A 13,097-nucleotide genomic window follows, 5' to 3' on the forward strand; every position below is an offset into this window, starting at 1 on the left:
AGCCCGGTTGTCAACAAAGTTATCCACAGAAACTCTGGATGGCCCGCAAAGCACTGAAAAATCAACGACTTATGCGGATTTGCTCAAAGTCGCATTAACAAACCTTTCCAACAGGGCCGCCCATTTCCACAACCCACCCAGTCCCTGAAACGGGCGCCACGACGACAGACGACAGCGCTGCACCGGCGCCCGCGAGCGCGCCGGCAGCCCTGTCGTGGCGGCTCGACATCGCGGTGCAGACGCCGGCGCATGCCGCGCTCGGCGACCTGCTGAGCTACGCCAGCGCCGCGCCGCTGGTGCCCGGCACGCTGGTGCGGGTGCCGCTGGGCCGGCGCGAGGTGCTCGGCGTGGTCTGGAACGAACCGACGTCGCTGGCAGGCGCCGAGCCCGACATGGCGCTCAAGCCCGTGGGCGCGGCGCTCGATGCGCTGGCGCCGCTGGGCGAGGCCTGGCGCGACCTGGTGGCTTTCGCGGCGCGCTACTACCAGCGCTCGATCGGCGAAATCGCGCTGGCCGCCCTGCCGCCGCAACTGCGCGACCTGACGACCACGCAACTGGCGCGGCGCCTGAAGCGCAAGACGACGACCGGCCCTGTCGCCGAAACGGCCGAAGCCGCGAATTTGATAGCGCTGAGCGCAGAGCAGGCCAGCGTGCTGGCCCGCATCGAGGCCGAGAGCGGCACCTTCCTGCTGGTCGGCAGCACTGGCAGCGGCAAGACCGAGGTCTACCTGCGCTGCGTGGCCGACCTGCTCGCGCGCGACCCCGAGGCGCAGGCGCTGGTGATGGTGCCCGAGATCAACCTCACGCCGCAATTGGAAGCACGTTTCAAGGCGCGCTTCGGCGACGAGGCGGTGGTGTCGCTGCACAGCGGCATGACGAACCCGCAGCGGCTGGCGAGCTGGCTGGCGGCGCACAGCGGCGCCGCGCGCATCGTGCTGGGCACGCGCATGGCGGTGTTCGCGTCGATCCCGGGGCTCAAGCTCATCGTGGTCGACGAGGAGCACGACCCCAGCTACAAGCAGCAGGAAGGCGCGCGCTATTCGGCGCGCGACCTGGCGGTGTGGCGCGGCCAGCGCGAAGGCGCGAAGGTGATCCTCGGCTCGGCCACGCCTTCGCTCGAAAGCTGGCACCAGAGCCGGCCCGCCGAAGGCGAAGACCCGGGCGGGCGCTATGTGCGGCTGGCCATGCCCTCGCGCATCGGCGCGGGCGAACTGCCGGCCGTGCGGCTGGTCGACATGAACCTGCAGCCGCCGAAGACGGTGCTGTCGGGCGCGCTGCTCGATGCCATCGGCCAGCGCATCGCGCGCGGCGAGCAGAGCATGATCTTCCTGAACCGGCGCGGCTATGCGCCGGTGCTGGCCTGCGGCGACTGCGGCTGGAAGAGCGAATGCCCGCACTGCAGCGCCTACCGCGTGTTCCACAAGATCGACCGCACGCTGCGCTGCCACCACTGCGGCTTTACAGAGCGCGTGCCGCGCGCCTGCCCAGCCTGCGGCAACCCCGACATCGCGCCCGTGGGCCGTGGCACCGAACGGCTCGAAGAGCACTTGGCCGAGCTGTTCGCGGCGGTGACCCGGCCCGACGGCAGCGCGGTGCGCATCGCGCGCATCGATGCCGACAGCACCAAGAAACAGGGCGCGCTCGAATCGCAGCTTGCAGCGGTGCATTCGGGCGAGGTCGACGTGCTGGTCGGCACGCAGATGATTGCCAAGGGCCACGACTTCCGGCGCATCACGCTGGTCGCGGCAGTCAACCCCGACGGCGCGCTGTTCTCCAGCGACTTCCGTGCGCCCGAGCGCCTATTCAGCCTGCTGATGCAATCGGCGGGGCGTGCTGGGCGAGACGCGGCCTACCTTGCGGCGCAGGGCGCCACGGCCGAGATGTGGATCCAGACGCACCATGCGCAGCACCCGCTGTTCATGGCGCTGCGCAGGCACGACTACGCCGTGTTCGCTCAGCAGCAGCTCGACGAACGCCGGGCCGCCGGCATGCCGCCCTTCGCGTTCCAGGCACTGCTGCGGGCCGATGCGCGCGAGCAGTCGGTGGCGCAGGCCTTCCTGAACATGGCGGCCGACAAGGCCGAGGAATTGCCCGGCGCGGACCTTGTCACGCGCTACCCGGCGGTGCCGCTGGCCATCCAGCGCGTGGCCAATGTGGAGCGTGCGCAGATGCTGATCGAAAGCCCCTCGCGCGCCGCGCTGCAGCGCCTGCTGGCGGGCTGGCAGCCGCTGCTGCACGAGTTGCGGCGCACGCCCGAGGGCAAGGGCGTGATCCGCTGGCTGGTCGACGTCGATCCGCACAGCATCTGAGCCGGTTGTCCTGCAAGACAGCGCCAGCGACGCCACCAAGGTGATTTGCATGAACACATCGCTTACCCCCGCACACATGTGCGGCCGTGCGCGCGTCGGCATGCTTTGGGTGACGGCGCTGCTGCTGGTGCCCGTCGCGGCACTGGCGCTGCAGGCCGCACCGGCCAATGGCGGCGCGCCCGCGCTGCGCAGCAAGCTGCAGGCGCTCGCACCGCAACTGGCGCGCAATGCCTTCAAGCGGCCGTTGACGCTCGAATCGACCGAGGCCCCGGACCGGCTGAGCGGCGATGTCTACGCGCTGGTCGACCATCCCTTCAACGCCGTGAGCGGCGCATTGCGCGAGCCCGCTGCGTGGTGCCAGGTGCTGATGCTTCACCTGAATACCAAGCACTGCGCCGTCAAGGCCGGCGGCGGCACGCTCGCGGTGGCGGTGGGGCGCAAGTTCGACCAGCCGCTGTCGGATGCGCAGAAGATCGACTTCGCCTACAGCCTGGGCAAGACGGACCCGAACTACCTCAACGTGCGCCTGAGCGCCGCCAGTGGCCCGATGTCCACGCGCGACTACAGCATCGTGCTCGAAGCCACGCCGGCCGATGGCGGCAAGACGGCCATTCACCTGGGCTATGCGTACGCCTACGGCACCGCGGCGCGGCTGGCGATGAAGGGCTACCTGGCCACGCTGGGCAGCGACAAGGTCGGCTTCACGCCGCAGGGGCAAGGCGGTGGCTACGTCGGCGGCGTGCGCGGGGTGGTGGAGCGCAACACCATGCGCTACTACCTGGCGATCGACAGCTACCTGGATGCGCCCGCATCGGGCCAGCTTGAGCAGCGGCTGGGAAGCTGGTTCGACGCGACCGAGCAGTACGCGCAGCAGCTTCACGAAGTGGACCGCAACGACTATTTGGTGATGAAGCGCCACGAGTTCCAGCGCCTGGCGCAGGACACCGCACCGGGCTGATCCACGAGCATTCCCGATGCTCCGATGGTCAGTGGTAGCCCGTCGGTTCCTTGCCCATGTCGACGTAGCGCAACTCGTTGTGTCGTCGCCGCGCAATGCTGTTCGGCCATGCGAACACCACGAGGCTCAGCGCCGCGAGCGCGATCGCGCTGGCGGTACCGACCTTGCCGGCGTGCCAGAACCAGCCCGCGCCAGCGAGCCAGGCCACCCACACCAGGATGCGAACCAGTATTGCCATAGCGCGCCCCATTCACATCTTTGACTGGCAACCACTGTAGCAGCGCACCTGCAAACTGAAGCATTCAACTGAAGTGGTAGCGACCCCTATGCCTTAAGGCCTGCCCGCGCCCTACCCCAAAATTTGTAAAAAACCAGTTGACGGCAGGGCATGCCGCTGTTCAAGCTGTAAAGGCGCGAACTCATCCCGGATCGCGCGTTCCAAACATGCTCGCTCATCGCAAAGGTCGCCGTGAAACCGTCGTCTTTTTCTGGTTGGGTTCTGTCATTCACCTGCCTCGCATGGGCCATGGGAGCACCTGTTTCCGCGGCCGAGCTTGAACTGCAGGGCAGCCGGCTGGTGGTGTCGGGCACGCTCGACGGCAGCGCGATCAAGGACTTTACAGAGCGCCTGGGCAGCGGCACGGTGCGCACCGTCGTCTTTGAAGACTCGTTCGGCGGCACCGCCGAAGCGGCCGGCGCCTTTGCCGATGCGATCCGGCTGAGCGGCGTGCAGACCGAGGTGCGCGGCCAGTGCATGGCCGCTTGCGCCTATGCCTTCCTGGCCGGCAAGACCCATCGCTTCGGCTACGGCCTGCAGGTCAACGGCATCCTGCTGCCGGTGGCGGCACGGCCCACGGCGGCCGAACTGGCGGTGCGCTGGCGCGGCGACGAGGCCCACAAGACACTGGCCGATTTCACGCCGCCCGCTGCTGCCGCCGCCGTCACGACGGTGGCCTCGGCGGCCCCGGTGGAACCTCCCAAGCCGGTGGAGGCCAGCGCCCCGCCCGTCAAGGACAATTGGCAGCCCGAGCACGGCGTGCTGTTCACCGCCAGCCCGTCGCTGTTCGGGCGCATCTACAACACCTACTACTGCGACGGCACGCAGGGCCGCGACTTCTCGAAGTGCGAGCGCCTGCCCGACGCCGATCCGTACAAGCTCGGCGTGCTGACGCCGTAGCCGCCCGCCGGTTCAGCGCAGCGCGCCGACCGCCAGCGGAAAACTGAAGAAGGCCACCACCGTCGTCCACAGGATGATGCGGGCGATGCGGCCGTTGTCCGCGCCGAAGCGCTCGGCCAGCATCGACACATTGCTTGCGCTCGGCAGCGCCGCGACCAGCACGATCACCACCAGCGCGGCCGGCGCCAGCGGCAGGCCCAGCGCCATGACGCCGAGCCCCAGGCCCCAGACCAGCAGCGGGTGCACCAGCAGCTTGACCGCCACCACCGGCAGCACATCGCTCCACGGCGCCTTGGCCGCCGCCTTGCCGGTCGTGCCCATGGCTTGCGCCACGGCCGCGCTGGCGCCGTGTTCGCGCGCCAGCAGCGCCGAGCGGGCCAGCACAGCGCCGATGGTGAACAGCGCCACCGGCGACGCGGCATCGGCCAGCATCGCCACGGTGCGCTCCAGCGGCCCCGGCAACGGCCAGCGCGCGGCCGACAGCAGCACACCCAGCAAGATCGACCACGGCATCGGATTGACCACAATGCCGCGCAGCGCCTTGCGCGCGGCCTGCGTGGCGCCATGCCTTCCTGCGCCGCCCGCACCGTCGAGCCGCGACAGCGCGATGCACAGCGACGAGGTGACGACGAGGTCGAACGCGATCGTGATGATCATCGGCCCGGCCGCCTGCGCCCCCAGGATCGCCACCAGCAGTGGCACGCCCATGAAGCCGGTGTTCGGAAAGGCCGCCACCAGCGCGCCGAAGGCCGCGTCGTTCCAGCCCACACGCGCGTTGCGGGTGAACATGACCACGCCCGCCACCACGGCCAGCGCGCTGGCGCCCCACACCAGCGCCACGCTGCCATCGAGCAGTTGCCCGATGGGCGTGCCGGCGCCAAAGCGCAGCAGCATGCACGGCAGCGCGAAATACAGCACGAAGGTGTTGAGGCCGGCGATTGCGTCCAGCGGCAGGATGCGGGTGCGCGCGGCACCGTAGCCGGCCGCGATCAACGCGAAGAAAGGGAAAGTAACAAGGAATACAGGCAGCACGCGGCGATTGTCGTCCCCCGCCCTGGAACGCGTCTTGCGATGCCCGCTGACACGGCAGCCGAAGCCCACCCCCGTATCATTGACCGCTTTGCGCCTGCCGTTCCCCACGGCGTTTTCCGGTTCCCCCTCCCCCATGTCTCACGGTCTCAATCTCGCGCAGCAAGAAGCGGTCAATTACATGCACGGTCCCTGCCTGGTGCTTGCGGGCGCCGGCTCGGGCAAGACGCGCGTGATCACGCACAAGATCGGCCGGCTGATCCAGGCCGGCCTCGAACCCAAGCGCATCGCGGCCATCACCTTCACCAACAAGGCGGCCGCCGAAATGCGCGAGCGCGCCAAGGACCTCATCGGCAAGGACGCGCGCAAGGTGGTGGTCTGCACCTTCCACGCACTGGGCGTGCGCATGATGCGCGAAGACGGCGCGGTGCTGGGCCTCAAGTCCGCCTTCAGCATCCTGGACAGCGACGACGTCACCAAGATCCTGAAGGACGCCGGCAGCACCACCGACACGGCCACCGCGCGCATCTGGCAGTGGACCATCAGCAAGTGGAAGAACATGGGCCTGAACGCCGAGCAGGCCGCGGCCATTGCGGTGGACGACAACGAGCGCATCACCGCCGAAGTCATGGGCCACTACCAGGAGCGGCTGCAGGCCTACCAGAGCGTCGACTTCGACGACCTGATCGGCATGCCGCTCAAGCTGCTCCACGAATTCCCCGAAGTGCGCGCCAAGTGGCAGGCCGCGCTCGGCCACATCCTGGTGGACGAATACCAGGACACCAACGCCACGCAGTACGAAGTGCTCAAGGCACTGGCCGGCGAGAGCGGACGCATCACCGCGGTGGGCGACGACGACCAGTCGATCTACGGCTGGCGCGGTGCCACGCTGGACAACCTGCGCAAGCTGCCGGTCGACTACCCGACGCTCAAGGTCATCAAGCTGGAGCAGAACTACCGCTCCACCAGTGCCATCCTGCGGGCCGCCAACAACGTGATCGGCCCCAACCCCAAGCTGTTTCCCAAGACGCTGTTCTCCGAACTCGGCGAAGGCGAGCCGGTGCGCATCGTCGATGCCGACAGCGAACTGCACGAGGCCGAGCGCACGGTCGCGCGCATCGTCAGCCTGCGCGCGGGCGATGCCACCACGCAAGGCAAGCAGTACAAGGAGTACCGCGACTTCGCCATCCTGTACCGCGCCAACCACCAGGCGCGCATCTTCGAGCAGGCGCTGCGCAAGGCGCAGATCCCCTACAAGGTGTCGGGCGGCCAGAGCTTCTTCGACCGCGCCGAAATCAAGGACCTGTGCGGCTGGTTCCGCCTGTGGGTCAACAACGACGACGACCCGGCATTCCTGCGCGCCATCACCACGCCCAAGCGCGGCATCGGCCACACCACGCTGGCCAGCCTGGGCACCTTCGCGAGCCAGTACAAGCTGAGCCTGTTCGCGGCGCTGTTCAGCCCCTCGCTGCCCAGCGTGATGCCCAAGCGCACGCTCGAAGGCGTTCATGAGTTCAGCCGCTACATCAACGACCTCGAATACCGCGCGCGCCGCACCATGGGCGCGGAAGATTCGCGCGCGTTCATGCTCGAATGGCTCAAGGAAATCGACTACGAACGCCATCTCTACGAAGGCGAAGACAGCGAAGCGGCCGCGGCCTCGCGCTGGAACAACGTGATGGAGTTCGTCGACTGGATGTCGCAGCGCGCCGGCGGCTCGCTCGACGACGCCTCGGGCGCCAACGACAGCGAAACCGAACGCAAGAGCCTGCTCGAAGTGGCGCAGACCATCTCGCTGCTGTCGACCATCAGCGAACGCGAGCAGGACCAGGACATGGTCACGCTCTCCACGCTGCACGCATCGAAGGGCCTCGAATGGCCGCACGTGATGCTGATCGGCGTGACCGAAGGCCTGCTGCCCTTCAAGCTCGAAGACGACAACGGCCGCCAGAAGGTGGTGAGCGACGAGACGCTGCAGCGCCTGCAGGAAGAACGCCGCCTGATGTACGTGGGCATCACCCGCGCGCAGCGCAGCCTGGCCGTGAGCTGGACCAAGAAGCGCAAGCAGGGCCGCGACATGGTGCCCTGCGTGCCGAGCCGCTTCATCGCCGAAATGGGCCTGAACAAGGAAACGACGAAGGAAGACCCGCGCGAAAAGCTCAAGGCGCTGCGCGCCGAGTTCGCGCGCAAGGCACAGGACAGCGCAGCCGCCAAGGCGGCCGCTGCCTCGTCATGAAGGCGGGCCTCGCGGCGCTTCTCGTCGGCACCGCCTGCGCGCTCGCGGGTTGCGCAACGGGCCCCGGCGGCAGCAACGACCCCAACTGCCCGGCCGATGCGCGCCAGCTCCCGCTGCAATCGCTCTACGGCCGATGGGAGGCCCGCTTCGACGACCTGCCCGCCGTGGCCAACGTGCAGTTGGGCAAGCACCCCGACTACGACGGCGTGCGCGGCACCATCACGCGCAACGCCGGCAACCCGGCGAAGGCTTCGGTCGCGCAGCTCGCGGGCGATGTCGACGACGAAGGCGCGCTCTCCATCGACGAATCATTGGACGGCCACGCCATCAGCGGCGTGTGGTCGGGCAAGCTGCTGGCCGGCTCCTGCGGCCGCGAGTTCAGGGGAACGTGGCGTGACGCCACGGACGAGAGCACACATCCTTTTGTGCTCAACAAGACCCGTGGTGCGGAAGGAAAGCAATGACGACGACAAGCCTCCACTTCAACTTCGGCGCGCTGGCGACCGTCGTCATCGCCTGCCTCGGCGGCGGCGCGGCGCACGCGCAGGCCGTCGACAAGCCGGCGAGCCCGCTGGCCGATGCGCAGCTCACCTGGCAGCAGTGCGCGGCACTGGGCGCCAACAACGACGCGCGGCTGGCCTGCTTCGACCGCTGGGCGCAGCAGCAGACGCTGCCCTCGGCGTCGGTGCCCGTCGCGCCACCGGTGCTCGCGAGCACGCAACCGCCGGTGGACGGCTCGATTCCCGCCACGCGCGTGGTCTCGGTCGCCACCACCGAAGGCTGCCGCGACCGCCAGTACTCGACGCTGTCGCGCTTCTGGGAACTCGAGAACGCGACCGACTGCGGCACCTTCGGCTTTCGTGGCTACCGCCCGCTCAATGTGTCGGTCTCGGCCGCCACCAAGAAGCCGCAGACGCCCACCTCGCCCTCGCCCGACCACACCGGCGACCCGATCGCCTACCAGGCCAACGAGATGCGCATCGGCCTGTCGGTGCGCACCAAGCTCGCGCAGGGCATGCTCACGCAGAACGACCCGATCCGCAAGGACTCGCTGTGGTTCGCCTACACGCAGCAGTCGACCTGGCAGTTGTTCAACGGCGCGATCTCGCGGCCGTTTCGCACCACCGACCACGAACCCGAGCTGATGTATGTCTACCCGACCGACTTCAAGCTGCCGGGCGGCTGGCGCTGGCGCTATACGGGCCTGGGCATCGTGCACCAGTCGAACGGCCAGAGCCTGCCGTTGTCGCGCAGCTGGAACCGCGTGTACCTGATGGGCGGCGCCGAACTGGACGACCGCTTCACCATCACCGGGCGCATCTGGAAGCGCATCTCCGAGAGCGCAGCCAAGGACGACAACCCCGACATCGCCGACTACATCGGCCGTGCCGAAATCACCGGGCGCTGGAACCTCAACCGCGACAACCAGCTCGGCATCACGGTGCGCAACAACCTGCGCGACAGCGGCCGCGGCTCGGTGCGGCTCGAATGGCTCAAGGCCATCGGCGATCCAACCAAGAGCAACCTGCGCTTTCACACGCAACTGTTCTCGGGCTATGGCGACACGCTGGTCGACTACAACCGCAAGCGCACGGTGCTGAGCATCGGCCTGAGCCTTGTGGATTTCTGATTTCTTCTTTCTTTCTTCACACGCAGGCAAACCCATGAGTGCAGATCTGTCCCCCGTCGATGCCACGCAGCGCGAGATCATTGCGGCGCTGCATGTCGCGCCGGTCTTCGATGCGGCCGCCGAGCTGGAGCGCCGCGTGGCGTTCCTGGCCGACTACCTGCGCGGCACCGGCCTGAAGACGCTGGTGCTGGGCATCAGCGGCGGTGTCGATTCGCTGACCGCCGGCTGCCTGGCGCAACGCGCGGTCGAGCGGCTGCGCGCCACCGGCTACAACGCGAGCTTCATCGCGATGCGCCTGCCCTACGGCGTGCAGAAGGACGAGGCGGAAGCGCAGGCCTCGCTGGCCGTGATCAAGCCCGACCGCACGATCACCGTCGACATCCGCCCCGCGGCCGACGGCATGCTCGCGGCGCTGAAGGCCGGCGACCTGAAGTTCCGCGACGCGGCGCACGAAGACTTCGTGCTGGGCAACATCAAGGCGCGCGAGCGCATGGTGGCGCAGTTCGCGGTGGCGGGCGCGCACGACGGCATCGTGATCGGCACCGACCACGCGGCCGAAGCGCTGATGGGCTTCTTCACCAAGTTCGGCGACGGCGCGGCCGACATCACGCCGCTGACCGGCCTGAACAAGCGCCGCGTGCGCGCGGTGGCGCAACTGCTCGGCGCGCCCGATGCACTGGTCTACAAGGTGCCCACGGCCGACCTCGAATCGCTGGTGCCAGGCAAGCCCGACGAAGACGCCTTCGGCGTGAGCTACGAGCAGATCGACGACTTTCTCGAAGGTAAGCCGGTGTCCGCAGCGGCGCGCACCATCATCCTGTCGACGCATCGCAAGAGCGCGCACAAGCGCGCGCTGCCGGTCGAGCCGCCCGTCGCGGGCGGCTGACGAGAACGGGCGCGGAGTTGTTCATCAACGCCCCGCCCCGATCATTTCCGGCACGGCCCGCACAACCTGGCTCGGATGGGTGCATGCTCGCCCCTGTCTGCGTCAACTGTCCGGAGTGAATGCATGAGCCGTCGAAAGATCCTGCTGGGTATCTTGGGTGTGGCCGCTGTCGGCGCCTTCGCGCTGCGGCCCGGTGACCACGGTGCGCCGTACGACGACTACTTTCGCGCGCTCAACGACGAGCTGAAGAAGAACGGCCCGATGCGCCCGTGCATGGTCATCGACCTCGACCGCATGGACCGCAACCTCGACCTGGTGATGCAGAGCCTGAAGCAAGGCGGCAAGCACTACCGCATCGTCGAGAAATCACTGCCCTCGCATGCGCTGATCGACTATGTCGCGAAGCGCTCGGGCACGAAGCGGCTGATGTCGTTTCACCAGCCCTTCCTGAACATCGACGCGCAGATCTTTCCGGACTTCGACATCCTCATGGGCAAGCCGCTGCCGGTGCATTCGGCCGAGCTGTTCTACAAGAAGCACAGGGGCGTTTTCGATCCGTCGCGGCAGTTGCAATGGCTGCTCGACACGCCCGAGCGGCTGCAGCAGTACCTGGCGCTGGCGAAGGGGCTGGGCACGAAGATGCGCATCAACATCGAGATCGACGTGGGCCTGCACCGTGGCGGCGTGGCCGACAACGCAACGCTGGGCCGCATGCTCGATCTGATCGCGGCCAATCTGCAGCAGTTGGAGTTCGCGGGCTTCATGGGCTACGACGCGCATGTGGGCTTCGGCGTGCCGAAGGCGCTGGGGTCGCCGCAGGAACTGCTGGGCAAGGCCATGGCGATCTACCAGGGTTTTGTCGACCATGTGCGCGGTCAGTACCCGGCGCTGTGGAACGACGGCCTCACGCTCAACACCGGCGGCAGCCCGAGCTACAAGCTGCACGAGGCCGAGAAGCTGAGCACCGAGGTCAGCACCGGCACGGCCCTGCTCAAGCCCACGCACTACGACATCGACACGCTGGCCGCGCATGTGCCGGCCGCTTTCATCGCCACGCCGGTCATCAAGGCCACCGGGCCGGTGATGATTCCGGCGCTCGACGGCAAGTCGAAGATCTTCTCGTGGTGGGACGTGAACCAGCGCGAGACCTTCTATGTCTACGGCGGCTACTGGCTGGCCGAATACGAGTCGCCGAAGGGTCTTCAATTCAACGGCATCCTGGGGCACAGTGCCAACCAGGAGAACGTGACCGGCTCGCCGGCCGTGGGCCTGAAGGTGGACGACCAGGTGTTCCTTCGGCCAGCCATCGTCGAAGGCGTGCTGCTGCAGTTCGGCGATCTCGTCACGCTGCGCGGCGGGAAGATCCAGGATTACTGGCCGGTGTATCAACAGACGGGCTGAGAGGCCCTTGCGACGTACATACCCATGAACCAAGACATGCGACAAACATTCGACGCCATGCGTGCCGCAAGCCTGCGCGCGCAGACGCCGCCATGGAGCGAGCGCGCCGATCGCCTCAAACGGCTGCGTGCACTGGTGAAGGACAACCGCCGCGAGATCGCCGCCGCCATCAGCGCGGACTTCTTCAACCGGCCCTTTCAGGAAACCGAACTGGCCGAGGTGTTCCCCGCCATCGAGGGCATCAACCATGCGTTGAGCCACGGCAAAAAATGGATGCGGGTGCGGCGTCGCTCGACCGGCCTGTGGTTCAAGCCCGCGTCGTCGCGGATCATGCCGCAGCCGCTGGGCGTGGTCGGCATCGTGGTGCCGTGGAACTATCCGCTGAACCTGGCCGTGGGGCCGATGACGGCGGCGCTGGCAGCGGGCAATCGCGTGATGCTGAAGCAATCGGAGTTCACGCCGCGCTTTGCCGAACTGTTCGCGACGCTGGTGCGCGCGAGCTTCGCGGCCGATGAGATCGCGGTCGTCAACGGTGATGCCGAGGCGGCACGCGAATTCTCCAGCCTGCCCTTCGACCATCTGCTGTTCACCGGCTCGACGGCCGTGGGCCATCACGTGATGCGCGCCGCGAGCGAGAACCTCACGCCGGTCACGCTGGAGCTGGGCGGCAAGTCGCCCGCGATCATCGGGCCCGATGCCAACTTCGAGAAAGCGGTGGAGCGCATCCTCGTGGGCAAGACGCTCAACGCGGGCCAGACCTGCATCGCGCCCGACTACGTGCTGGTGCCCGAAGGCCAGCAGCAGCGCTTCATCGACAGCGCGCGGCGCGTGTTCTCGGCGATGTACCCGGACCTTGCCAACAACACCGACTACACGAGCATCGTGAGCCCGCGCCATTTTTCGCGGCTGCAGGAACTGGCGGCGCTGGCGCAGCAGGAAGGCGCATCCGCCGTGCCGCTGTCCGAGATGGCACCCGACGCCGCCACGCGGCGCTTTCCGCCAGTGCTGCTGACCGGCGTGCAGGACGGCATGCGCGTGATGAAGGAAGAGATCTTCGGGCCGATCCTGCCGGTGATGGGCTACGGCGCCATCGACGAGGCCATCGCCTACGTCAACGCCCATCCGCGGCCGTTGGCGCTGTATCTGTTCGAGAAGAACCGCGCGACCATCGACCGGGTGATGCACGACACCGTGGCCGGTGGCGTGTCGATCAACGACACGCTGCTGCACATCGCTCAGGACGACCTGCCCTTCGGCGGCGTCGGTGCGAGCGGCATGGGCGCGTACCACGGGGAATACGGTTTCGAGACCATCTCGAAGATGAAGCCGATCTTTCACCAGTCGGCATTCAACGGGCTTGGGCTGTTCAAGCCGCCTTATGGGAAGACGTTCGAGCGGATGATGAAGTTGCTGGTGCGTTGAGGGCGGCGGGGCTGTCGGGCACTGGCGAGGGGTCCGGCTGCAGGGCCCT

The 13,097-nt window shown here is 67.6% G+C and carries 11 protein-coding genes; 9 read left to right on the forward strand and 2 right to left on the reverse strand.

Features of this window, described 5'->3' with window-relative positions; genetic code table 11:
* The first annotated feature begins 209 nt into the window (after nucleotides 1–209).
* Nucleotides 210–2,309, forward strand: a complete 2,100-nt coding sequence (gene priA, locus ACSFB7_RS08680; protein WP_475545394.1) for a replication restart helicase PriA — start codon at nucleotides 210–212, stop codon at nucleotides 2,307–2,309.
* Between the two features lie 49 nt (nucleotides 2,310–2,358).
* Nucleotides 2,359–3,267: a hypothetical protein gene (locus ACSFB7_RS08685; RefSeq protein ID WP_435469042.1), complete on the forward strand. Its 909-nt coding sequence runs from the start codon at nucleotides 2,359–2,361 to the stop codon at nucleotides 3,265–3,267.
* 28 nt (nucleotides 3,268–3,295) lie between these two features.
* Here the strand turns inward: ACSFB7_RS08685 and ACSFB7_RS08690 are convergent, their stop codons facing one another.
* Nucleotides 3,296–3,505, reverse strand: a complete 210-nt coding sequence (locus ACSFB7_RS08690) for a hypothetical protein (RefSeq protein ID WP_435469044.1) — start codon at nucleotides 3,503–3,505, stop codon at nucleotides 3,296–3,298.
* 288 nt (nucleotides 3,506–3,793) lie between these two features.
* Here ACSFB7_RS08690 and ACSFB7_RS08695 point away from each other — a divergent pair, with 288 nt between their 5' ends.
* On the forward strand, nucleotides 3,794–4,444 hold the full coding sequence (locus tag ACSFB7_RS08695; RefSeq protein WP_435469046.1) for a hypothetical protein: 651 nt from the start codon (nucleotides 3,794–3,796) through the stop codon (nucleotides 4,442–4,444).
* 12 nt (nucleotides 4,445–4,456) lie between these two features.
* On the opposite strand, the gene ACSFB7_RS08700 is transcribed toward ACSFB7_RS08695, so the two are convergent.
* On the reverse strand, nucleotides 4,457–5,476 hold the full coding sequence (locus ACSFB7_RS08700; protein WP_435469048.1) for an AEC family transporter: 1,020 nt from the start codon (nucleotides 5,474–5,476) through the stop codon (nucleotides 4,457–4,459).
* Between the two features lie 133 nt (nucleotides 5,477–5,609).
* Between ACSFB7_RS08700 and ACSFB7_RS08705 the strand changes: the two genes are divergently transcribed.
* The 6 genes from ACSFB7_RS08705 to ACSFB7_RS08730 all read left to right on the forward strand — a co-directional run bounded on the left by ACSFB7_RS08705 (nucleotide 5,610) and on the right by ACSFB7_RS08730 (nucleotide 13,048).
* Nucleotides 5,610–7,709: an ATP-dependent helicase gene (locus ACSFB7_RS08705; RefSeq protein WP_435469050.1), complete on the forward strand. Its 2,100-nt coding sequence runs from the start codon at nucleotides 5,610–5,612 to the stop codon at nucleotides 7,707–7,709.
* Nucleotides 7,706–8,173: a hypothetical protein gene (locus ACSFB7_RS08710; protein WP_435469051.1), complete on the forward strand. Its 468-nt coding sequence runs from the start codon at nucleotides 7,706–7,708 to the stop codon at nucleotides 8,171–8,173. Before ACSFB7_RS08705 ends, ACSFB7_RS08710 begins: the two co-directional genes overlap by 4 nt.
* Nucleotides 8,170–9,339: a phospholipase A gene (locus ACSFB7_RS08715; protein ID WP_435469053.1), complete on the forward strand. Its 1,170-nt coding sequence runs from the start codon at nucleotides 8,170–8,172 to the stop codon at nucleotides 9,337–9,339. The genes ACSFB7_RS08710 and ACSFB7_RS08715 overlap by 4 nt, the downstream gene beginning before the upstream one ends.
* A gap of 34 nt (nucleotides 9,340–9,373) precedes the next feature.
* The gene (nadE, locus tag ACSFB7_RS08720; protein ID WP_435469055.1) at nucleotides 9,374–10,225 is read left to right on the forward strand and encodes an ammonia-dependent NAD(+) synthetase; all 852 of its coding nucleotides are present in this window, start codon (nucleotides 9,374–9,376) and stop codon (nucleotides 10,223–10,225) included.
* Nucleotides 10,226–10,348: 123 nt separating this feature from the next.
* Nucleotides 10,349–11,626, forward strand: coding sequence for a DSD1 family PLP-dependent enzyme (locus ACSFB7_RS08725; RefSeq protein ID WP_435469057.1), 1,278 nt, complete (start codon nucleotides 10,349–10,351; stop codon nucleotides 11,624–11,626).
* Between the two features lie 36 nt (nucleotides 11,627–11,662).
* Nucleotides 11,663–13,048, forward strand: a complete 1,386-nt coding sequence (locus ACSFB7_RS08730; RefSeq protein ID WP_435469059.1) for a coniferyl aldehyde dehydrogenase — start codon at nucleotides 11,663–11,665, stop codon at nucleotides 13,046–13,048.
* Nucleotides 13,049–13,097 lie beyond the last annotated feature (49 nt).

It is taken from the genome of Variovorax raffinosi (assembly GCF_051216615.1).
Classification (GTDB): Bacteria; Pseudomonadota; Gammaproteobacteria; order Burkholderiales; family Burkholderiaceae_C; genus Variovorax.